This window comes from Streptomyces sp. NBC_01190, from assembly GCF_045039895.1.
Lineage (GTDB): Bacteria > Actinomycetota > Actinomycetes > Streptomycetales > Streptomycetaceae > Actinacidiphila.
The window spans coordinates 7202723-7224842 of the sequence record NZ_CP108580.1 but is presented as its reverse complement, the minus strand read 5'-3'; the positions used below and the strand labels follow the sequence as shown (position 1 = coordinate 7224842).

The window sequence follows — 22120 nt, the reverse complement described above, 5'->3', positions numbered from 1 at the left end:
CCGTGACGGCGCGTCCTCTCCTGGCCGACGAGCGCGGCCGCCTGATGTCGAAGAAGCGGCCGCGCTCAACGGTGTCGGCGTCCGTCTGGACGCTCCTCGTCGGTATCGGGGCGGTGGCTCACGCCGGTGTCCGGCTGGTGGGCCGCGGGGTCAGTGGCGGGTGGCGGGCACGGTGCCGACGGCGAGTACGTTGCCCTCGCTGATGTATCCGTCGGGATCGTCCAGCGGGTGGTCGGCGCCGGCCGGGTCGGCGAAGCGCTGCCACGCGTCGCTCAGGCCGAGTGCCAGGGCCTGCCCGGCCAGTTGTGCGCAGGCGGCCTTGTAGAAGTCCTGGGCGGCGGGGGCCAGCGGTGCGTGGTGTTCGATCAGGAGCGTCTGCTGGCGCACGTCGGTGAGGTGGGCACGTTTGAGGTGGCGGTAGAGCTCACGTGTGCGCAGAAGCTGGCGGGCGTATCCGGGTGCGGCCCCCGCGGCGCGGAAGAAGTCCGCGAAGAGATAGGGGTCCGCGGGCCGGGCGGTGATCAGGTGGGCGTCCATGTCCTTGATGGCGATGGTCCCGCCGGGACGGACGACACGTATCAACTCCGCAAGAACGGCGGCCAGTTCGTGGTCGTCGAGATACTGCACGGTGTTGGCGCACCAGGCGGTGTCGAAGGTGTCGTCCGGGTAGGGCAGGTCGAGGAGGCTTGCCGTGCGGATGTCCGTGGGGCAGGGCAGCCCCCAGGCTCGGGCACGGTCCGCGGTGAGCGCGGCGTTCTCCTCGGCCAGGTCGACGGCACTGATCCGGCCCTGGTCGCCGACGAGCGCGGCGAGGTGCGGCAGGAAGTCACCGGTGCCGCAGCCCGCGTCGAGGACGTGCTGTCCGCGGCGGATGCCGGCCTGGCCGAGCAGGTGCAGATACGGCTCCTCGCAGGCGCGGAAGTGCGTGTCGACGATGCTGTGATGGGTGAAGCCGAGGCCGGTGGAGGAGGTGTAGCCCCAGTCCTTGTGGTCCTTCGTCAGCATGCCGGGGCTCCGGTCCCGACGCCGGCCCTGGCGTCGACCTCGTCGAGGAGTTCGCACAGTGCCCGCGTGACCTCTTCGGGGGCTTCCAGGGGTTGCAGATGTCCGGCGCCGACGAGGGTGATGAGGCGTCCCAGCGGCAGGGTGTCCGCGACATGCCGGGTGTCTCCCGGGGCGACCAGCGCGTCCTGCGCGCCGGCGATCACCACGGCGGGTACCTGGGCGCCGCGCAGTACGTCGGTGGAGTCGGGCCGGGCCGCGATCGCCCGCTGGGCCCAGGCCAGGGCCGCGGGATCGGCGGCGTGGGCGTCGGCCAGGACCCGGTCGAGCAGCTCGGGGCGCTGGGTGCGGGTGGTGTCGCCGAGCAGCATCGGGGTGACCTGCTCGACGAGCGCCGGGCGGCGGGCCGGGTCCTGGACCAGTTCGGCGAACTGGCGCCTGCGGGCGGCGTCCTCGGGGCTGTCGGCGGTGGCGCGGGCGGACATGAGGGCGAGTCCCGCGACCCGGTCGGGGAAGCGGCGCAGGAACGCCATGGCCGTGTAGCCGCCCATGGACGATCCGGCCAGGACCGCCCGGTCCGCGCCGTGCTCGTCGAGCGTGCGGGCCAGGTCGTCGGCGACGGCGTCGAGGCAGGGCGGGCCGTCGCCGAGCGGGACCTGGCCGAAGCCGCGCTGGTCGACGGCGAGGACCTGGTGCCCCCGTGCGCGCAGGGCGTGCTCCTGTGCCTCCCACATCGTGGCGTTCATGGACAGGGCGTGCAGCAGGACCACAGGGGTGCGGCGCGGGGTGCTGGGCAGCGGACGGTGCGCGGTCACCGGGAGGCCTCCATCTCGGCTGTGGTGATGAAGTCCCGTACATGGTCGTGGGCTTCGCTGCCGCGGAGCCACGCGAGGGTGACGGGGGCGGGCGGCAGGTCATGGATCGGCACGACCCTGATGCCGGACGGTGCGAGGTCGGCGAGGGAGATCAGCGAGATGTGGATGGCCTCGCCGGCCGCGACCAGGCGCATCATCTCGGGGATGGTGGCGACCCGGCGGTTGCGGCGGATGGGGCGTCCGGCGGGGGTGCGGGGCGGTACGACGTCGTCCCAGACGTAAGCGGGGAAGGTGCCGGGCGGGGCGAAGGCGTCGTAGTCGGCGAGCTCTTCGATGGAGACCGACTCACGGGCAGCGAGCGGGTGTTGGGGGCCGACGACCACGGCGCGGGCGTCCTGGGTGAGGACCCGGCTGGTGACCAGGTCGGGTTCGTTGATGCCGAACTTCACGATCATGACGTCGAGTTCGCCCGCGCGGATGCCGCGGAACGGGTCGGCGATGTCGTATTCGCTCAGCCGTACGGTGGTTTCGTCACGGCCGGCGAGGCGGATGATGCGGGCGGCCACCTCGGTGGATCCGTGGTAGCCGAACCGGACGGTCCGGGTGTCGGCGGCGGTCAGGGTCTGCTCAGGCAACGGGTGCCTCCTCGGTCAGGGCGGCGGCCGCTTTCAGCCGGCCGGGAAGGTGCTGTTCGGTGGTGACCCGCACACGGGCCAGGCGCCCGGGTACCCCGACGATGCGGGGCACCTGGTGCAGGACCAGGTGATCGCCGGGGGTGATGAGGCCGTCCAGGACGGCTTCGGCCAGCACATGGTTGAGGTGGACCAGCGCCTGCGCGATGGTGCATCCGGCGGTGGCGAGGTAGAGGCCGCGGCGGGTTCGGGGGCGCGGGGACGGGCGGTGTCCGTCCGGTATCTCGACGAGGGTGTCCGGCCGGGCCGGCAGCCCGGCCTGCCCGTCGAAGAGTTTCAGGAGCCTGCGCAGCGAGGACGTCCGGGCGGCGGGTTCGGGTGTGGTCCACGCCGCGGACCGGTCGTCGGCCGTGTGCGCGAAGGTGAACCGGTCCCCCAGGTGTGCGGGATTGCCCGCGAGGAACACGGTGCGGGTGAAGGACGTACGCCAGTCGGCTGCCTGCTCCGGTGGGATCCCGAGGGCGAAGACACAGGTGTCGCGCACCCACCGGGCGAGGTCGACGTTTCTGAGCACCACCGTGGCCAGGGTTCCCTGATCGTTGTCGGCGGCGATGTCTTCCTGGGCGGCGGTCAGTCCGTCGTACGAGGTCAGGTCGTGCCGGGCGGCGAGGTCGGGCCGGGCGGTGCGGATACGTGTCGCGGCATGTTCGCGCAGGCTCTGCTGGACCGGTGTCACGGGGGCCGGCGTCTTGGCGGGCACCGTTGTCGTCACAGGAACACCGTCCGCAGCAGGTCGGCGGGCGGGGCGGCGCGGCGCTTGCCCAGGAGGTTGGAGGTCAGCCGGTACGGGTCGACGTACACATGGTCCTTGCGGTGCCGTGCCAGCCGGTCCGCCAGCAGGTCGCTGTCCGGTGTCGGCCCGGCCGCCTCCAGGAGGCGTGCGGCCCGCTTGACGCACTGCAGCAGCAGATCGGAGCGGAACGACTGCTGCCGGCCGGGGCCGAGCACGGCGATGAAGTACAGGCGCATGCCCAGGCGGATGGCGTCCTCGTCGTACTGCGCGCGAGCGGCGTCCAGGAGTGCCCCGGCGTGCAGGTCCTGCCAGCCGCCGTGGCGTGCCGAGCGGATCTGGCCCTCGATGGGCACCCGGCCCATCGCGACGCGCCGCACGCTCGGGCCGAGCGCCGCCAGGACACGCTCCAACTGCTGGTAGTCGGGGTCGAGTTCGCTGTCGTAGAGGAGCACCACCTCGTCGAAGTCGGGGGCGAGCGGGATGAGTTCCCGCAGGGCGCAGGCCAGGTAGTTGGGCCGGCCGTCGGAGGCGACCAGCCGGCGCAGGGGCAGTCCGAAGCGGGTGAGGTCCAGGTAGACGGGGCCGCCCACGTCGCGGTGATCCAGGCACATGCCGAGAGCGGTGAGCCGCTCCAGGGCGGCTTCGAGGCACAGGCCGGGCGGCTGATGGCGCAAGAGCCCCGGGTCGTGCAGGCCGAGCGCCGTGTAGTGCCCGGACCACAGCCGCAGGATGCGGGTGCTCACCGGGTGCACCCAGCCCAGTTCGGCCGCTTCGGCGTACGGGCGCAGCGCCGCCGCCGGTGCGCGCTCGGCCGCGCGGAAGGTGACGTACAGTTCGCCGATCCGGTCCTCGGTGAAGTCCGCGTAGTCGGTGTCGCCGCGGGTGCGGTCGACGAACTCCCAGAAGCCCAGGGTCTGTTCGGTGGGGTGGTAGGTGGTGTGGCTGTAGCGGTAGGTGACGTCGGCGAGGGGGCGGGTGGCCCGGTACATCACGTCCGTCCAGAGCAGTCCCTTGAGGTGGCTGGGGGTGAGCGGCTTGGACGGAGTGACGGTGATGGGCGCCAGGAGGACCCGGTGCCGGTCCGCCGTGTCCGGCCGTGGGCGATGGCCCACCATGGAAAGGGTCGTCATGCGTGAGTCCTTTCCGCCGCGCTGACGTGGCGTACGAACTCGTCCCGCCCGAGCGCCGGGGACGGTGTGGGAGCGGCGGAGGCCTGTTTGACGCGGGTGAGGAACTCCTCGTCGCCGAAGAGTTCCGCGGGGGTGGACAGGGTCATGAGCATGCGGGTGAGCCCGCGCCAGACGGCGCCGTCGCCGCGGGCCGCGGTCACGATCTCCTCGGTGGTGGGCAGACCGCCGCCAGGGCGGGGTACGGCCGGAGCCGGGGTGTTGTCGACGGCGGCGCGCCAGCGGGCGATGCGGAGTTGGTCGGATGCCGCGGACTGCTGGTACCAGGGCAGGAACAGCTCGTGGGTCATGCGGGCGACGGCCTCGCGCTGCGCGATATCGATGTCGGGGTGCCCGGCGAGCAGGTCCGCGAGCTTGAAGGCGTGGTGGAGGGCGAGCGACATGCCGCGGCCGAAGAGCGGGTTGGTGATGCAGGCGGCGTCGCCGACCTGGAAGAGGCCCGGGACCGGGGACTGCTGGGGGCCGGCCGGCCCCCACAGGGTGTTGGGCGGGCTGGAGGTCGCCCACACCGGGGAGATGGGTGAGCTGACGCCGTCCTCCAGCCAGGGCGCGATGCCCGGGGTGGCCCGGGCGGCCGCGGTGAACCCGGGGCCGGTCCGCAGTCCTCGCAGGGCACGGTCGCCCGGCAGGGAGCCCAGGGCGATGGAGAAGGTGCGGTTGTCCCCGGGGTGCAGCACGCCCGCGTAGTGGCCGAAGACGTCGCCGACGCCGTGGCCGCGGTTGAGCGGCCCGGGCAGGGTGTCGCCCTTGAGGAGGTAGAAGCGGGTGTGGCCGGCCAGGGCGGACGGGCTGGTGCGGTCGGCGGCCACGGGGATGCCGGCGTCCCGCAGCCAGCGGCGGGACAGGGCCCGGCGTCCGGTCGCGTCCACCACGATGTCGGCGGGGATGCGTTCGCCCTTGCCGGTGATGAGGGCCCGCACCCGCCGTCCGGTGGGAGTGAGTTCGAGGCCCGCGACGGTGGTGTCGTACCGGATGGTGACGCCTGGCAGGTCGCCGGCCGTGCGGTGCAGCAGGAGTTCCAGGCTGGAGCGCCTGATGCCGAGCGCGACCAGTTCGCCGTCTCCGGCCTCCCGGGCGCTGTCGGCGGCATCGGCGGGCAGGGCCTGGGTGAGGTCGAGGAGGGGTGCGCCCCCGACCCGGGCATCGGCCAGGACCCGCGGGGCCCGCTCGCGCAGGACGCGTACGCCGAGGGAGGTGAGGGTGTGCGACTGCAGGCCCTGGGGCACGGTCGGGCGCTCCCACCAGGAGGTGGTCTCGCTCATGGGCCACGGAGGCGGTTGCGGGGCCCGTTCGAGGACCAGGACGCGGTAGCCGATGCCGGACAGGGCGAGCGCACTCGCCAGGCCGGCGACGCTGCCGCCGGCGATGACTGCGGTGGGCATGTCAGCGCCGCCGTCCGTGGACGAAGAAGACGCGGCGCACCTCGCGCTCGTCGCGCGGGGGCACCGGGTCGGGCCAGCGCCCGAAGTCGGCGCCCTCCTCGCCGGGCTGGGTCGCGGTCACGTCGAAGCCGTGGCGGGCGAAGAGGTCCTCCGGCTCGTCCGTTCCGAACAGCCAGGGGCAGCCCCAGCCGGCGAAGACGTCGAGCAGGCCGCGCATGTGGGGCAGGGTCAGGGCGGCGGAGTTGACGATGTCGGCGGCGATGCGGCTGCCGGGAGCCGAGATCGCGGCGACCCGCTCCAGGATGCGGTGGGTGTCGGGCTCGGGGATGTAGTAGAGGAGACCTTCGAGCAGCCAGGTGGCGGGGACGGTGGGGTCGTAGCCCGCCGCCTTCAGGTCTGCCTCCCAGTCGGGTGCGGTGAGGTCGACGGCGACCTTGTGGTGGTCGGTGCGCGGCTCGGCCGCCCCGAGCTGCGCTTCCTTGTACGCCAGTACGGTCGGCCGGTCGACCTCGAACCAGCGCACCCGGCCCGGCCAGTTCAGGCGGTAGGCGCGGGAGTCCATACCGGCCGGGGCCAGCACGATCTGGGTGGTCGCCGGGTCCTTGGCGGCTTCCTGGAGGTAGTCGTCGAAGAGCCGGGTGCGGATCGCGTTGTAGTCGGGGGTGCTCGGCAGGGTGCGCTCGCGGCCGGCCGGGAAGGTGGCGTGCCACACCTCGGCGAGCAGTTCGGGGCCGATGTCCCCGGCGAGGGAGGCGGCGTACGGGTCCTCGTACAGGCGGTCCGGGCGGCGGGTCTCGGCGGCGCGCAGGGCCGCGGTGAGCAGCGCGGTGCGCTCCACGGCGTCCAGTGGTGTGGTCATGTCTGTCTCAGCCCCTGGGTTCGATGGTTGCCTCGCCCAAGACCGGCTCGTCGCCGGCCCCGGCCTGGAAGCGGTGCCAGATCCCGTCGTCACGCTCCCGCCGGCGCCCGAGGAAGGGCCGGGCCGACGTCGCGCGGCCGGCGGGAAGGTGATGGCAGGACCTACACCGGGGTGTCCGGGATCTGGCCGGTCAGCCGGGCCCACTGCCGCGGGTCCTGCCTGAAGAGCCGGTCCTTGACCTGGGTCGGTCTGATGCCGCTCTCGACCTGGGCCTGCCAGTCGCGCAGGAAGGCCTCCGGGTCCAGGCGCAGCAGTGCCGGCGCCGACAGCCGGCCGTGGGTACGTGCCGTGCGGTAGCCGTCGGATTCCCGGTGCAGCGCCTCGTCCAGGCGGGCGGTGAAGCGGTCGGACTCGTCCTGGCTCCACACGGTGCGCTGGGCGACGGCGAATTCGTAGCCCGCGGGCTGGCCGGGGGACGCGGCGACCCGGCAGGCGGCGTTGCGCAGTTCGAGACCGGTGGCGTCGAGCGCGCTGTGCAGGGCTCTGATCACCTGGGCGTCGCGCAGCCGCTCGCCGGCGTGGTCGGAGCGGTTTCCGCGGCCGGTGTACTCGAGGCGGGGGACGCCGTCCTGGTGGTCGACGACGCGTACGACATCGCCCACCGCGTAGCGGTAGAGGCCGCCGACATGGCTGAACACCACGTGATAGTCGCGGTCCGGCTCCAGCTGGTGCGGCTGGAGGGTGACGGTGTCAGGGCCCAGGTCCCCGTCGGCGTCGGCGAACTCGTAGACGGAGGCGTTCACCACCAGGCTGCCGGCCGAGCGATGCCGGTCCAGGGCGACACCGACCGGGCCTTCTGAGGCGGCCACCGGCGCGGGCAGGGCGGTCACGCCGGCGCCGAACTCCTCGCGCAGCCGCGGCAGATACAGCGAGGCGAGACCGGTGGTCCAGCAGAACAGGGCGCGCATGTTCGGCCAGATGTGGGCCGGGAGTACGGTGGCGTGGCGGTCGGCGAGGTGCTCCAGCTCGGCGGCGCGGGCGGGGTTGGGCGTGCCGTGCGCGAGCCCGCCGAGGGTGCCGTCGCGGACCTCCTTGACGATGCGGGGCCACCACAGGTTCAGCTGGTAGGGCAGGGCCGCGACCATCGCCGGGTTGATGCCGATGACGCAGCGGACGTCGCTCTCCACCGCGAGGCGCAGCCGCAGGTACATCTTCTCCGCGTGCTGATCCGCCGCGAGGGGCACGGGCAGCGTCGCCCAGGGGGCGCCGGTGCCGGGTTCCGCGGACAGCGGTTCCCCGAAGGCGGTGCCGAAGTCGACCTGGCTGGCGCCGACATGGGGTCGCCCTGAAGCGGTGGTGGGCGGGGCCGCGAGGGGGTCGTGCTTGAGGTTGAGGACGGCGCCGGGGTGGTCCAGGACGTCCGGGAAGTGCTCGATGAGCGGCGCCCAGGCGGCGTAGTAGAAGGGGAAGAAGGTCGTGCGCATGAAGCGCGGGGTCACCGGGATCTTCTTGTGGGCGCCGGTGCTGCCGCTGCTGGTGAAGAACACCGCGGGACGGTCGGCGCTCAGCACGTTCGGCTCGCCGCTCGCGGCCCGCTCGATCCACGGCTCGAGATCCGCGTACGTCTGTACGGGGACGGCCTTGCGGTAGTCGTCGAGGGTGCGGATACGGCCGAAGCCGTGCTGTGTGCCGTACTGCGTGCCGGCGTTGAACTCCAGCAGATCGTTCAGCACCCGCCGCTGATGGTCGGCCGGGTCGGTGAACGCGTCGCGCAGCACCTGCCGTTCGGCGAGAACGCGGTCACGGTAGCGCCGCAGCCGGTCGGGGTCTGCCCAGGCTTCAGCCGAACTCATGGGTGAGCACCTCTCGTATCGCCGCCGCGGTGGTCTCGGGACGGTCCTGTTCCTCGATCACGGTCACCGGCAGGCCCTGGATCTCGTCCCGCATGACCTTGGCCAGGTCCCTCTGGTAGCGCCGGAAGCCGTCCCAGTCCGGCTGCGGCCCGTAGTGCTCCAGGAGGTTGAGATCGGCCCCTTGCCGGCTGCGCCGCCAGGTCGTTTCGGACGGGACGTCGAGATAGATCACCCGGCGCGGCTGGGGAAAGCTGCGCCACCAGGCGAACAGGGGGCTGTCCGGGGCGCCGGACAGCCGGCACTTGGCCAGCAGCTTGTAGTAGTAGGAGTCGATGACGACGGGGGTGGCGGCGTCGGTGCGCAGCAGTTGGTCGCGCAGGTGGACGACGGCGGTCTGCAGGAGCGTGGCGAAGAACTCCGGGGACCAGGCGCCGCGGTGCGGTGCCACGTCCTTGACGACGTGGCGGCGCAGCCGGCCGATGAGGGCGTGCTCGGGGGCGAGATAGGTGTCGTCCACGGACAGCAGCTGCCACTGGGGCGCGGTTCGGGCCAGCTGGTCCAGAGCCGAGGACTTGCCTGCGTAGTCGGGGCCGAGCAGGACGCAGAAGGGGGGCGGTGAGAGAGCTGTCTTTCGCGTCATGCTTGTGTCACCTCCCATGCGTCGAGGGTGGCTTGAGCAGCCGCCGCTGTTGCGCACTCCAACCGCTCCGCGAGCAGCCCGCCCGCCGTCGGCTTGCCGGCCCCGTTCAACCTGACGAGGAGGACCTTCGGCGCGCCCATCGGAGCCGCGGATGGTCGAGGCGGGACCGCACGTCGCGGCGAGCCTCGGCCGCACTGCCGCCGCCGGACCGTCCCGCGACGGCGTCCGCAGGGACCGGCGCCACCATGGCCCCGGCGACGATGACTGCGGCGGGGACCGCGGTGACGTCGGAGCGCTGGTGCCGGGCGGGTGCGGCCTCGCCGGTGGAAACGTCCACCGTCCTCAGAGCACGAGGCACCGTCGCGGTCGGCTTCAACGCGGCGCGCACGCAGCGGTTCACCGGTGCTCGGGCCGCCCCCGGTCTCGCCCGCGCGCCCGCAGACCCGGCGGACACCCTCGGATGTGTTCACGATCCCGTCATGCGCCGGGGAGCCTGGAACCCGCGCCGGCTCGGACCCGTACTTTCGCCTCCCCGCCAGGCCCGGACGCAAGCCGTGCCGGACCCCGCCCGGGAAGGTGGCCTCGTCCCGCTCGAAGCTCATCCGCGCACCGCGCCCAAACCCCAGGTGCCTGCGAGCCGGCCGGTCCGCCACCGTCTCCGGGGTGATCGAGCGTCGGCGGGAAGCCCCTCCGGCGCCGCCACATGTTCGGATCCGTGCGACTCCCCCGCCGTCAGCCAGCGCAACCTGCTCAACAGTGCTCCTCATGTTCGCGTTCTCACAAAGGGCTCGTTCCGCCAAGGGGCAGCTGCCTCAGCGGTGGTGTCGGGGCTCGGGGCGCCGTCCAGTGCGGCGGTCTCCCGCTCCGCCCCCGGCCTGCGCGGGACACGCTCCGTCGAACCTCACGTTCGGCGGACGCGGGAATGGCACCTCGAAGAGACCGGCACACGGTCGGTGAGCGGGCTGTTCCCGCCCGACCGGGTGTCGGCCCGTCCCGCTGCTTCCCCGCTCAACAGGTCCGAGTCCACACCCACGTGCTGTCCTGGATCTCGCCCGGGGCAGGACTCCAGTGCGTCGGGAGCCGCCACCACTTGAGCGAGATCCTGCCTAACCCCGGCCGGGACCCGTGCGTGAGGAACCGCGCTAAAGCGCGGGATGTCCGGATGACAGCGTTGTCGTGCGTTTCATCCGACATCGGCGCCGGGGTTGCGTCGCACATGGCTGTCAGCTCCCGGTTGAGGGTCGCCTGTGATGGCTCCGGCACCGGCGTCAGCACCTGTGCTCGGCTCGTGAACCATCCCGCGGGTGCGACAAGATGGCCGGATCTCGCCCGTCCGGCCGCCGGGCGCGCACCCATGGAGGGGGCCGGGCGGGGAGCATGAGGTAAAGCTCCCGCCATGGGTCCCTCCTCCACTCTCGCCACGCCCGTGTAGCCGCGGCCCGGGCCACGACGGTGTTCCCGCGCCAGGATCGTGCCGACGTGGCTCGGTGGGACGGCCAGGTCCACCGGTCCCTCGGGCTGCTGGCGGACGCCCGCCCCGAGTGCGGCGGCGGCCCGGACGGCGGCCACGTCGGCGTCCCGCAGGTGCACGGTCACGCCGCGTCGGGCCGCCGCGAGCCCCACGGACATGCCGATGAGCCCAGGGCCGACGATGGCCATGGTGCGGATCATTGATGACTCCCTGGGTCGACCGGCTACCCGTCCACGCGCCCAAGCTCAACTCGATCGAGAAGGTCTGGTCAACGATGAAAGGCAGCCTGGCCCACCTCGCCGCCCGCACCGTCGGCGAACTCGCCGCCGCGGTGCGGGACCGCCTCTAACGTATGCACTCCGTCGGTCAACGACACCAGGCCGACACGACTTCCACCGCCTGGTCGAGGTTGAGGCGCGGGTCGCAGAGGGTGGTGTAGTTCAGCGGGTCGAGGAGGTCATCGAGAGATGACTCGTCCGCCACACATTCACCGACGTTCTCCGGCGTGGCTTCCAGGTGCAACCCCCCGGCCACCACGCACTCCGCGGCTGCCACCTCTTGGAAGAGCTCCACCTCGCGCTTGATGTTGGTCAGCAGGCGGGTCTTGCGGCCCAACGGGCCGCGCTGGGTGTTGCCGTGCATCGGATCGCACAGCCAGATGACCGGATGCCCCGCGTCGCGGACAGCGGCCATCAACGGCGGCAGCGACTCCGCGACCCGCTCCGCGCCCATCCGGGAGATGAGCGTCAGTCGGCCGGGCGTACGAGCCGGATCCAGGATCGAGCAGAGTTGGGTCAGCTCGGCGGGTGTCGTCGTCGGACCGACCTTGCAGGCCACCGGATTCTGTACCCGGGCCAGCAACTGCACATGCGCACCGTCCAGCTGGCGGGTGCGGTCCCCGATCCACGGCCAGTGCGTCGAGGACAGCAGCAGGCCTTGCCGGCCGCGACGCAGCAACGGCAGCTCATAGTCAAGCACGATGGCCTCGTGACTCGTCCACACGGGTGCCGCTGTCCGCGGACCCCAGGCGCCGCCGAGTCGGCGCAGGAACTCCGTTCCGGCGTGAGCGGCCCGGTAGCCGGTGAGCAGGCGCTCCGGGTCCGGCTGGCGCAGCTGAGCATCGGGCTGCGGGTCGTTGACCAAGTGGCCGCGGAACGTGGGTAGCTCAAGCTCTCCGTGCCGCTCCAGGTCGTCGGAGCGGGGCTTGGCGAACTGACCCGCGATCCGGCCCACCCGCACCACTGACACGCCGGTTCGGGCCTGCATCGCCCCGGCCAGCGCGTCGAGCATGCCGGCCTTGCGGCTGAGCACCTCGGGAACGCAGTCCGCGGGGTTCTCGGCGCAGTCGCCCGCCTGCACGATCTGGAGTCCGCCGGCCGCGACCTCGGCGAGGAGCAGCCGCAGATGGCGTACCTCGTCCCAGGTCACCAGGCCGGGTAAGTCGTTGAGTGCGCTGCTGTGCCGTTCAGCCAGGAGGTCGTCCTTCCAGCGCGGTTGCTGCTGGGCCGGCAGAGTGCGAAGCCATTGACCCTCGCGCGCCGGATCCGAAGGAAGTTCGGATCCAGCCGGCGGTGTGAGGGTGAGAGGCGTGGTCACGAGTGTGATCCCCCGAATCGGAAGCTCGTCGGTGAGTTGCAGACATTCCGCCGATGGCCAACCGGCACCTAGCGTGTTCCGGAAGGCGAAGGCGGACAGCTGCCCAGGTGGGCAGGAGGTCGCGCACACTAGATCGATCAGAACGGTCATACCGTCCTGACTGAGCACCGATTCACAGTGGAGCTGAACCGGACGTCACGGTGTCGTGCGAACAGGCGGGCGACGGATGCCCCTGGCTCCGCGGAATCCGCTCAGGCTCCAGGAAAGGACGCGACCTGGTCACCGCACCGCGGACGAGGCGTTGACTGAACCAACGGCAGTGCCGCGCGGGTGGGGGCCGGCGACCGTTTGACCTCGAGGGTCATGCCGAGTTGGCGGCCCACGGCCACACATAGGTCGGGGGCCGCGGTGAGGGCCAGGTCCTGATGCTCGTTCTGGCTGACGCACGCCGAAGCCACGTTCTTGTTCCGCAGGCGCAGGTACCACGGGAACAACGATCCCAGTGCGGGCTCGGTCAGCATCGTACGCGAATGCACGATCGTCCCGACGACCATGTTGCCGAAAGGGCGGCTCTTGTCGTTCATGAAGCTCTTCAAGCGTTCCTGGAAGATCTTCAACACCGAAGGTACGTTTCCCGCGTACACCGGCATGGCGAGCAGCATCGCCTCCGCGCCCTCGGCCATTTCGACGACACGCTGGAAGTCGTCCTCGATCGTGCACCGGCCCACCTCGGGATCCAGGCACGTATCCTCGCCCTCGCACATCGCGATGCGATAGTCGATCAACCGGATCCGCTGGATCTCCGCGTCACCGACCTCTTGGACGACGCCGCTGATGGCCGCCTCGAGCAACACGTCTGTCACCGACGGGAGACGCTTCTGCGTGCAGGACAACGCAACGATCTTCATCTGGAGAGACCTCCCCTTGTTTCAAGACCGCGCCACCAAGGACCGGCCACCTGACGAAGCGCCCGCGGCCGCACTCTGAAGCAGCCCCAACCACTCAAGAAGCGGGTGCTTACCCGTCGAACGGCATTCAGTTCCCTACCGCCGCTCCGTCAGGAAGTTATGCGCCTTACCGTTGAGGGTAATGGTCATGTGCATTCCCGATCCTTCGGCGGCCGCCCCACGCGAGACAATCAATGGCATGTGCCATTGGTATTTCCGGAGGGTTCCATTTGTCGAAGAGAAGTCGGACCCGTCATATCGCGAGACGTCGCCGTAGTTATTGACGCCAAATCGACGGGGGTGCGTGCCTATCCCTGGCAACACAGCAGCGCCGGCTTGTGCGAATTCCTCCGGCGTCTCCAACTGCGCGACGGTTTTCTCTGCTTCGATCGCCAGCATCTTGTAGTAGTCGCGAATCTCGATACCACTGCTCCGAGCAACCACCTCGCGCGGCACGAACAGGAACATGAGATGATTTCCGAAGAGCAGGTTCGAGGCGTACGAGGCGTTCTTCATCACGAGCAGGTTTTCACTGCCTCTTTTGAGAAATTCCGCTTTGACCATGTCGAGGTACGAACCGATCTTGAGGGCCGGCTCAATGGTCTCACGAAGCTCCCAGGGCATCATGCGCACCGCTTCATCCTCATCAATGAGCGGCTTCCTCTCGGGGAGGTACTGGTCCAGGTCAGCGGTTTGCAGTTGGATCTCCGCTATCGCCTCCGCATTGCGGAACTGGTCTTTGCCCGACTTCATGGTGCTCATCAGTGCCTGATGGAAGCGGAAGCACCGGTAGCCGTCCTGCATTGACATGGGGAAGGCTGTGAAAATTCCCTGGATGTTGGGGTCCGACTTGTACGTGACGGACATCAGCAGGAAGCCGTCGTAGTAGTTGGGGTACTCGTCGAGCACGATCCCCTGGAAGGATGAGATCGGGAATGATTCCGGACTTTCGAACTGCCGTTCGATCACATAACACTTTGGAAAGAACGGATTTTTGTCGAAGAAGTGGCTGGCCGCTTCTCGATAATCGTCGATCGAAAAAGGCTGCTCAACGTTGTACGTCGAGAGCGCCGGATAGAACTGCGTCACGTTAAGCGGGCGCGGGAAAGACATCACCGATAGACGGATCGTCTTGTCCACCATCGACAAAGGCATGCCTGATCACTCCGATAGACGAGTACGAGAAGTGCCGGAAGACATTTCGGTCGGGCGTCCGGCAACGTCGCGAAGAAATGTCCGAGTTCTCGACCGTTCTCGACGGTTCTTGACCGTTCTTCGACGGTTCTCGACAGTTCACGGCATCGCTAAACGCCCTGCTAGGCCGACTGGCGGGAAACCATACTGCCGTCGGTACAATCAGCGGCTCATCCGCGGTGCGATGACCCGACCGCGTCCTCCTCCGGAGCGTGCGGACGCTCCGCGCGCCAGGTGCACCCGTCGCCCGCCAGTTCGCACGACACCGTAACGTCCGGTTCCACATGGCGGACGGCGATGGCGGTGTTGAGCTTCTGGCAGTACCCGCACGGTGACGAGAACGTCAGGACGACGCCGGCGCGGGCAGCTTCCTTGCGGTACCGGAGGATCCCGCAGTCGGCGTTGCGCAGCACCGTCCCCGAGGGCTCGGGCTCAATGGACACCACCGAGTCGTACAGCAGTAGCTGTCGCTGCAGCCGGGTCATGAAGTGATCGGTAGCCGATACCCCGTCGGGCCGTTGCGCTCGCAGCAGTTCCGCGGTGATGCGGGAGTTCGCCTCGATCCACCCGTCCAGGCCTTCTTCGCCGTGCTCTCCCAGGACGAACTCCTCCGCGGCCGCCTGGGCCTCGAAGTACCGCTGGCGCCAGAGGTCGACCTTCTCCGCCGGCTCGAGAGGAGCCGTTTCACTGGTCATGGTCCGCGTCCTTCCCGGCGGCGCTGTCCGCGCTGTCGACACTGTCCGCGCTGTCCAACTCGGCGAAGACCTCCTGGGCGACCCGCAGTCCGTTGTTGGCGACCGGCCAGCCGCCGTAGTAGGCGAGCTGGATGATGACTTCGACGACCTTCTCCCGCGACATCCCGAGGTTCAGGGCGGCACCGATGTGGCCCCGCAACTCCCAGTCGGTCCGCGCCAGCGCGACCGCGGTCAGCGCGACCAGTTCACGCTCCTCGATGCTCAGGTGGGGGCGGGCCCAGATCTCACCGAACAGGTGGTCGACGGTGAGCTCCAGGAACTCCGGGTAAGAACCGGGACGCGGTTCGCGGCCGAAGACCTCCTTGAAGATGGCTTCGCCCCGCTCGTGCCGGGCAGTCGGCTGATTCATCGATCAATTCCTCCGTAGGGGGACGAACAGTTGTCAACGTCGCGATGCGCATCGACGCGAACAGGCGGTGAGCGCTCCGACCTGGGCGGGGCCGGCCCCGAACGCCGCCGCGGACACCGGGAGCACCAGTACCGGCCTCAGCGTCACTCAGCCGCCGACGACGCCGAGGACCCTGAGGACGCAGACTCGCCAGGGAGACCCGGCTCGGCCGCGACGGCTACGGTTGGGAAGCCGCCGGGGCCGGCCGCTGTCATCGGCTCGTCACAGGACGATGCTGAGCTTGCCGTGCTCGTACAACGTCTCGTGGTCGAGCACCACGACCCGGCTCCGGATCCGGAACGACTCGCCGTCAGGCACGAGTTCGAACCGGTATTTTCCGACGTAGGCGTCGGAGCGCCCGTGCCCGAAGCGGTATGCGACGACATTTGCCGCCACCTCGAGGTAGCTGCCCTGATCAGCCAGGATTTCCACGTTGCTGATCATGCGATTCGTTCGCGACCGAGGGTCCTCGCACCACACCTCACCATTGAGGAGTTGCTCGATCCGCTGGCGAAGCCGGGCCGCGTCGTCGTCGATGAGCCCGAGCGCGTCGGCCGACCCGCCGCGGACATCGGTAGCCGGCACCACGTAGCGGATGTCGTCGGTGAGCATCTCCTCGTACCACTCGGTCAGCCGCCACTCGTCGAGCAGCCGAGCCTCACGGAAAAGGAACTGGCTCACCCGGTGCCACAGCCTCACCTGGGCTGCATCGTCAACTATCAGTTCACTGGTCATTGCTTTCCTGCCCCTTACAACTCGGCCTGGTGAGCGACCCCGGAGTGACCGTCGTCGCCGTGCATCAGCCGGTCCCACTGCCGCCAGAATTCGCGGGCAGGAAGCTCGTCGGTCGTCTCGGGGATCTCCTTGTTCATACCGCGCGACAGATCCGAATAGCGCACCGTACGGTTGAGATAACCCCGCTGGCACGACTCGACGATCTCGATGTCGTCGGGAGTGGCGAAGCCGGCGGGACCGAGGAACGTCAGGTAGTGGCTCTTGCGGAGTTCCCGGATCTCCGGATCTTCGTCCTTGGGGGCCAGCGCGACCGAGGTGATGGCCATCCGGTCGGCGCCGATCGGGTCGATCTTGCGAATCGTGATCGCGATCGCGTCGATGATCAACAAGTTGGGGAAGATCAGCAGCGCGCGGTTGGTGCCGGTGATCCGTTCCGCGCGTTCGGCGCCGAACCGGTCGACGAAACGTGCGGCGGTCGCCTCCATGCGCGGCCGGACCTCGGGACCGAACATCGGCGTCCAGTGGGCGAGCGGGCGCGCCGCGGCCGGCGGCAGCTCATTGGCTCCGTGACCCAGGCCGAGGGCGCGGCCGAAGCCACCTCGCCGTCGTGGCGGCACCGACCCGAGCGACTGCATGTAGCTGACGTAGCGCTTGTGCAGTGCTCGGAAGTGGTAGATGTCGACGCTGTTCTCCATCATGAGTTTCCAGTTGGCCTGAGCCCCGTGGAGTTGCGCGCCTTGGATCACCTCCATTCCGACCTCGGACTGGTCGTCGATGAGATCGAGGTACTCCGTGGCTCCCGCCAGGTACTCGGTCAAGCTGCGCGGCTGCTCCGGATCGAAGGTGACGAAGACAAAGCCGCGGTAGATATCACTCTGGTGCTGCGCCAGGCCGAAGTCCGCCTTGCGAAAGTTCGGCCCGTAACCGTCCGGAATCGGGACGCCGACCAGGTCGCCCTGATTGGAGAACGTCCAGTCGTGATAGGGGCACCGGAAAGATTTGGCCTGCCCGGCCGGCAGCGAGCAGATCAGAGCCCCGCGGTGCGTGCAGCTGTTGGCAAACACCCGGATTACCCCGTCGGACCCGCGCGCCATGACCACCGGGCGCCCGCCGACATCGCGTGACACGAAGGAGCCCGGCGTGGGTATCTCCGATTCGTGCCCGAGGTACAACCAGCAGCGATCGAAGATCCTGGCCATCTCTCGCGCGGCCAGGTCGTTGTCGGTGTACGCGCGGCGATCCACCCGGAACGAGAGGCGCTCGAAATCATCGAGGACGATCGGATCGTCCACTGGCCGCTGCAGTTCGATCGTCACTGCTCTCTCTTTCGCTGTAGTTTCTGGAAGGTTACGGTTATGAGAACCGCCTCGGCCGTGCGTGCCGCAGCATCGCCGCACTCGGGCTGCGCGGCGCGTGTATCTGACCAAATGCACCAATGCGGGGAGGTAAAACCCGACCATCGGGGGCCGTTCACGACTCAGCAGCTCTCCTAAGTGCCGGATTGCAACCACGGGAAGGTTGGCAGATCGCCAAGTCGGCCGTACATAGGTCTTAATACCCATCGCTGGCCGTCGCTGGATGTCGCTATGCTGCGACGCCCACCGGCAGTCCCAAAAGCACGGTTTTTGCCGTCTTTTGCCGTTGACGGGCCGACGGCATTGACCTGGTCACGACACTGAACGCCAAGATCGCGTGAGGAAAAATAATTTAAAATTCAAATAAATTGAGTTGAGAGTGAGCGGTTTCACACCGCACACCGTCAGGCCGGCCGAGGTATCGGCGGCGAGTGTCGACAGCGCCGGTTTCTCCGACCTGGACACCGGCGGAAGGTGGGGAAGCCACCGGACCGGACGGGACGTCCGGTGCCGGCCCGTGCCGGGAAGGCACGGGCCGTGAGGTGGAGCTCCTGCGTGAACACCTACACGAAAGCACTCGGAGGCCGGTGTGAGAAGGTGTGCCGGTCATTCATCCGGTGAGCGCGACCACATGGTGTCTCGGACAGCGGGGAGCGGGTCGGCCGCCCGAGCCGCTGGCGGCCACCGGCGCGACGCCGGGAACGATCGACGGTGCCACTGCTGCCCGGCACGGTGACGGCCGGGCAGCAGCCGTCACGCCGCTCGGTTGTGCCGAACCGCGTAGACAGCGGCCTGGGTTCGATCTGACACGTTGAGCCGGGCGAAGATCGCCTGCATGTGGTTCTTGACGGTCTTCTCGGTGATACCGAGGGCCCGAGCTATGTGGCGGTTCGTCATGCCGTCGGTCAGCAGCGCGAGAACCTCTAGCTGGCGTGGTGTCAAGGCGCTGGAGGGAGGCTTCTCGCCGGCCGGTTCACCGCCGGAATCGGTCGTTACTCTCCCCTGAGGATGAGGAGCGCGGGTGGTCCGAACCTCTGCCCGTCGCGGACCCGGGCGCTTCGCCGTCGTGTCCTGAGCGACGGGGATATCTAACTGCTGGTCGGTCAGCGGGTGTGTGTGGTCCCTATTTTGCGCAGCCATCCGTGTCTCCTTGCCCCGTGGTCGAATGGACAGTCCCGCGCCCGGTCGGCTCCGACAGGAAGCCCCAGGCCCGGTAGTAACCACGCCGACTGTATCGAAGGCGTCCGTCCGATGACCGGGGTCCCGAAGGTTTCCGGTCGGCCGCGGGCCGGGGAAAAAGGAGACGTACGTTCCGAAAATCTACCAGTCCCGGACGCCGAGGCCGTCCGACGGATCCGCGCCTACGACCTCTGGGACGGGGCGGGTCCGGGCCCGGGCCGACAGCAGGTCAGGCCCGGTCGGCCGGCGCGTCGAGGGGGTAGAACTGCCCCGCCCAGCCGCGGTACCGGCCGATCGCACTCTCCTCGGAGGTGAGCGCGGGGTCCGGCAGGTACCGCTTCCGGTTCCAGATCCGGGCGTCCTGGACCATGTGGTGGACCACGGTCCGCATGAGCGCCTGCCCCGCCACGGCGGACAGCGACATGACGGCGGCCTTCCGGAGCAGGGGGGAGTCCGGGCGCGAGCCGGCGTCCGTCATGATGACCACCCGCAACCGCGTCCGCCACGGCTCGATCGGGGTCGCCGTGACCACCACCCCGAGCGTCATGCCGATCTGGTGCAGCGTCACCTCGCCCGACGCCAGGCCGAGTCCGGACAGGGCCAGACCCTGCTCCACCCGGATGGTCCCCAGGCCGACGGAGAGCCTGATGGCCGCGCCGAAGGCGATACGCAGCAGCGGCCCGTCCTCCAGCGGGGGTTTCACCTCGCGGAGCGCGACGTTGTGCACGACCGCCTGGTGCTCGTAGTCGACGAAGCTCTCCATGACCTCCTGCGGGTGCGAGGTCAGGACCGTGCTCCAGGTGGCGGCGGGCGCGAACCGGTCGTCGGGCAGTTCCGAAGGCTCCCAGGCGGGCGGCGCGGCGTCGTGACCGTGCCAGCCGTAGACGACCCCGCCCCGCTCGCGCACGGGGTACTGCCCCAGCGCCGCACGGGGCGGAGTGCCGCCCGGCGCCCTGACGCAGGACCCCTCGACGTCGAAGGCGAACCGGTGGAACGGGCACACCAGGTGCTCGCCGTCCACCGCCCCGCCGGCGCCGAGGTGGGCGCCCAGGTGGGGGCAGTGGGCGTCCACGACCCGCAGGACGCCGCCCCTGGTCCGGTAGAGGACGACGTCGCGCCCCATGAAGCGGCGGTTCACCACCGCGCCGGCCGGCACCTCGCGGGACAGCGCCAGGCAGAACCAGCCCGACGGGTACGGCAGCGGCGCCCGGTCCTCCGCTCCCACGGCACGGTCGGCCCGCGACGGACCGGCTCCCTGCCGCAGGAGGTCCCGGAGCCCGGCCAGCGATCGCCTGTTCACGTCTTCCTCCTCGTTCCTCTGCTCACGGCCGCAACCCGGGCGATCAGGCACCTTCCTCCCATGCCCGCCGTTCATCCGGTTCCCCCCGTTCCCCCCGCTCGCCTCGTTCCTCCCGCTCCTCCCGCGCCTTCTCGGCCGCGTAGGCGCCCACCAGGTCGTCGAAGCGGTATCGCCCGGGGGCGAACTCCCGGATCAGGTGCGCGTAGGCGAGCCCGGTGAGGGCCTGCATCGCCGCCAGAGTCGGCACTTCGGCCAGCCGGCCCGCCTCGGCGGCGGTGACCTCGCGCACCCGGTGCGCGCCGAGGACGCGGAACATACGTGCTTCGGGGCAGGTCAGCCGCCGGTAGGACCACGAGAAGGCCGCCCGGATGTCGCCCGAGGCCCGGTCGCCGCGCAGCACGTTCAGCCGGTTCTGCTCGCTGCGCAGTTCGTCGGCCAGGTGGCGCAGCGGGACCATGGGCCTGCCGACCGCTCGGGTGGCCGCGATCACCAGCGCCAGGGGCAGCCGCGCGCACGCCTCGGTCACCTCGGCGAGGGCGGCGCCGTCGACGGCGAGGTCGCCGGCGGCCACCCGGCTCGCGAGCAGGGCCGTCGCCTCGGCCCGGGAGGGCAGGTCCAGGGTGGTCAGCCGGGCGCCGTGCGAGGTCACCAGACCGGTGAGCTTGCGGCGGCTGGTGATGATGACCATGCACTGCGGGCCGGCCGGGATCAGCGGCTGCACCTGCGCGCTGTCGTACGCGTTGTCGATCAGGATGAGCATCCGCCGCTGCGCGAGGGTGGTCCGGTACAGGTTGGCGTAGGCGGCCGGGCACATCGTGTCCGGCGCCGGCAGCCGGATCAGCGGGGCGAGGACGGACCGGATCGCCTGCTGGATGCCCACCGGGTCGGCCGCCGAGCCGAAGGCACCCAGGTCGATGTACAGCTGCCCGTCGGGGAAGCGGTCCGCGATCCGGTGGGCGAGGTGGAGGGCGAAGGCCGTCTTGCCGATTCCCGGGGGGCCGCACAGCACGGAGACCACCGGGGAGGAGCCGACCGGCGACATCCCGTCCGCCACCTCGGTGAGCATCCTGAGCTCGGACTGGCGCCCGATGAAGCTCCTTGGCCCGGCCGGGATTTGATGGGGGATGCCGACCAGCGGCCGGGGGGCCTCGGGCCGCTGCGGGCGCGGCTCGCGCGCGGTGTCGGCGTGGACCCGCTGGGGTGGTACGGGCAGGGTCAGGGCCTGCAGCGGGTCGTCCGCCAGGATGAGCTGCTGCAGGTGCCGCAGCGGGCCCCCGGGATCGATGCCGTAGTCCTCGACGAGGAGCCGGCGCGCCCGGGTGAAGGTGTCCAGCGCCTCCGCCCGCCTGCCGCACCGGTACAGCGCGAGGATGAGCTGCTCCCACCGGCGCTCCCGCAGCGGCTGCGCGGTGGTGAGCGACATCAGGAACGGCAGCAGTTCGTGGTGCTGACCGAGCGCCAGCCGGGCGTCCACCAGCGACTCCTGGACGGTGTGGCGGTGTTCGAGCAGTTCCGAGATGACCGGCTGCATGATCGGCGTGGCCGGGATGTCGGCCAGCGGCGGGTCGCCCCAGGTGTCCAGGGCGCGCTGGAACAGCCGGGCCGCGGCGTCGACGTCGCCCAGCAGCTCGGCCGTCCGCGCCTGTTGGGCCAGGCCACGGAAGCGGTGCAGGTCCAGCACGTCGCCCTCGTGCAGGGCGAGGCCGTAGCCGTCGCGGCCGGTCTGCAGCCGGCCCTTGATCGGCGTCGCCTTGCGCAGGCTGTATGCGTTGCTCCGGAGCGCGCCCCCCGGATCGCTGGGCAGGTCGGCTCCCCACAACGCGTCGGCGAGATATTCCTTGCTCACCCGGCGTTCGCTATTCAGTAAGAGGATGCACAGCGTGCTCCGCTGGCGGGGTCTCATAATTGCCAGAGGGTCGCCGCTCGCAGAACGCACCGTAGCCGACCCAAGGATTGCGAACTGCACTTACTCCCCCGTTCGAGTAGCAGTTCTCGTCAACCTGTACCCGTGAAGCACCTAGGTTTCAGGCGCACGAC

20 protein-coding genes and 1 pseudogene are annotated in these 22120 nt (G+C 70.0%); 1 reads left to right on the top strand and 20 read right to left on the bottom strand.

What is annotated here, in order from left to right; translation table 11 throughout:
• Positions 1-150: 150 nt before the first annotated feature.
• The 10 genes and pseudogenes from OG519_RS30455 to OG519_RS30410 all read right to left on the bottom strand — a co-directional run bounded on the left by OG519_RS30455 (position 151) and on the right by OG519_RS30410 (position 9917).
• The gene (locus OG519_RS30455) at positions 151-1005 is read right to left on the bottom strand and encodes a class I SAM-dependent methyltransferase (protein WP_405590622.1); all 855 of its coding nucleotides are present in this window, start codon (positions 1003-1005) and stop codon (positions 151-153) included.
• The gene (locus OG519_RS30450) at positions 999-1817 is read right to left on the bottom strand and encodes an alpha/beta fold hydrolase (RefSeq protein ID WP_405590619.1); all 819 of its coding nucleotides are present in this window, start codon (positions 1815-1817) and stop codon (positions 999-1001) included. The genes OG519_RS30455 and OG519_RS30450 overlap by 7 nt, the downstream gene beginning before the upstream one ends.
• Entirely contained in the window at positions 1814-2452 is a 639-nt protein-coding gene (locus OG519_RS30445) for a LysR substrate-binding domain-containing protein (RefSeq protein WP_405590616.1), read from the bottom strand. Before OG519_RS30445 ends, OG519_RS30450 begins: the two co-directional genes overlap by 4 nt.
• Positions 2445-3221, bottom strand: a complete 777-nt coding sequence (locus tag OG519_RS30440; RefSeq protein WP_405590613.1) for a DUF6182 family protein — start codon at positions 3219-3221, stop codon at positions 2445-2447. The genes OG519_RS30445 and OG519_RS30440 overlap by 8 nt, the downstream gene beginning before the upstream one ends.
• Positions 3218-4372 carry a hypothetical protein gene (locus OG519_RS30435; RefSeq protein WP_405590610.1) on the bottom strand — a complete coding sequence of 385 codons (1155 nt, stop codon included), beginning with the start codon at positions 4370-4372 and terminating at the stop codon, positions 3218-3220. The genes OG519_RS30440 and OG519_RS30435 overlap by 4 nt, the downstream gene beginning before the upstream one ends.
• Positions 4369-5811, bottom strand: a complete 1443-nt coding sequence (locus OG519_RS30430) for an NAD(P)/FAD-dependent oxidoreductase (RefSeq protein WP_405590608.1) — start codon at positions 5809-5811, stop codon at positions 4369-4371. Before OG519_RS30430 ends, OG519_RS30435 begins: the two co-directional genes overlap by 4 nt.
• A 1-nt stretch (position 5812) precedes the next feature.
• The gene (locus OG519_RS30425; RefSeq protein ID WP_405590605.1) at positions 5813-6670 is read right to left on the bottom strand and encodes a class I SAM-dependent methyltransferase; all 858 of its coding nucleotides are present in this window, start codon (positions 6668-6670) and stop codon (positions 5813-5815) included.
• A gap of 161 nt (positions 6671-6831) precedes the next feature.
• On the bottom strand, positions 6832-8523 hold the full coding sequence (locus OG519_RS30420) for a GH3 auxin-responsive promoter family protein (protein WP_405590602.1): 1692 nt from the start codon (positions 8521-8523) through the stop codon (positions 6832-6834).
• The gene (locus tag OG519_RS30415) at positions 8510-9163 is read right to left on the bottom strand and encodes a hypothetical protein (RefSeq protein ID WP_405590599.1); all 654 of its coding nucleotides are present in this window, start codon (positions 9161-9163) and stop codon (positions 8510-8512) included. Before OG519_RS30415 ends, OG519_RS30420 begins: the two co-directional genes overlap by 14 nt.
• A 106-nt stretch (positions 9164-9269) precedes the next feature.
• Positions 9270-9917: pseudogene (locus OG519_RS30410) on the bottom strand (chorismate synthase).
• Positions 9918-10836: 919 nt separating this feature from the next.
• On the opposite strand from OG519_RS30410, the gene OG519_RS30405 reads away from it, so the two are divergent.
• A complete protein-coding gene (locus OG519_RS30405; RefSeq protein ID WP_405590597.1) occupies positions 10837-10983 on the top strand; it encodes a hypothetical protein in 147 nt (48 codons plus the stop codon).
• A 17-nt stretch (positions 10984-11000) separates the two neighbouring features.
• Here OG519_RS30405 and OG519_RS30400 read toward each other — a convergent pair whose 3' ends face one another.
• The 10 genes from OG519_RS30400 to OG519_RS30355 all read right to left on the bottom strand — a co-directional run bounded on the left by OG519_RS30400 (position 11001) and on the right by OG519_RS30355 (position 21929).
• On the bottom strand, positions 11001-12230 hold the full coding sequence (locus tag OG519_RS30400) for a 3-deoxy-7-phosphoheptulonate synthase (RefSeq protein WP_405590594.1): 1230 nt from the start codon (positions 12228-12230) through the stop codon (positions 11001-11003).
• 251 nt (positions 12231-12481) lie between these two features.
• Complete coding sequence (locus OG519_RS30395; RefSeq protein WP_405590592.1) at positions 12482-13138, bottom strand: flavodoxin family protein; 657 nt, start codon at positions 13136-13138, stop codon at positions 12482-12484.
• A 135-nt stretch (positions 13139-13273) separates the two neighbouring features.
• A complete protein-coding gene (locus tag OG519_RS30390) occupies positions 13274-14320 on the bottom strand; it encodes a hypothetical protein (protein WP_405590589.1) in 1047 nt (348 codons plus the stop codon).
• A 221-nt stretch (positions 14321-14541) separates the two neighbouring features.
• The gene (locus OG519_RS30385; RefSeq protein ID WP_405590586.1) at positions 14542-15066 is read right to left on the bottom strand and encodes a hypothetical protein; all 525 of its coding nucleotides are present in this window, start codon (positions 15064-15066) and stop codon (positions 14542-14544) included.
• Positions 15056-15475: a carboxymuconolactone decarboxylase family protein gene (locus OG519_RS30380; protein ID WP_405590584.1), complete on the bottom strand. Its 420-nt coding sequence runs from the start codon at positions 15473-15475 to the stop codon at positions 15056-15058. The genes OG519_RS30385 and OG519_RS30380 overlap by 11 nt, the downstream gene beginning before the upstream one ends.
• A 261-nt stretch (positions 15476-15736) precedes the next feature.
• Entirely contained in the window at positions 15737-16249 is a 513-nt protein-coding gene (locus tag OG519_RS30375) for an aromatic-ring-hydroxylating dioxygenase subunit beta (protein WP_405590581.1), read from the bottom strand.
• A 14-nt stretch (positions 16250-16263) separates the two neighbouring features.
• Positions 16264-17565 (bottom strand): aromatic ring-hydroxylating dioxygenase subunit alpha, encoded by a 1302-nt coding sequence (locus OG519_RS30370; RefSeq protein ID WP_405590578.1) that lies wholly within the window; start codon positions 17563-17565, stop codon positions 16264-16266.
• Positions 17566-18357: 792 nt separating this feature from the next.
• The gene (locus OG519_RS30365) at positions 18358-18744 is read right to left on the bottom strand and encodes a response regulator transcription factor (RefSeq protein ID WP_405590576.1); all 387 of its coding nucleotides are present in this window, start codon (positions 18742-18744) and stop codon (positions 18358-18360) included.
• 268 nt (positions 18745-19012) lie between these two features.
• Positions 19013-20083 (bottom strand): Rieske 2Fe-2S domain-containing protein, encoded by a 1071-nt coding sequence (locus tag OG519_RS30360; RefSeq protein WP_405590574.1) that lies wholly within the window; start codon positions 20081-20083, stop codon positions 19013-19015.
• 43 nt (positions 20084-20126) lie between these two features.
• A complete protein-coding gene (locus tag OG519_RS30355; RefSeq protein WP_405590571.1) occupies positions 20127-21929 on the bottom strand; it encodes a BTAD domain-containing putative transcriptional regulator in 1803 nt (600 codons plus the stop codon).
• Positions 21930-22120 lie beyond the last annotated feature (191 nt).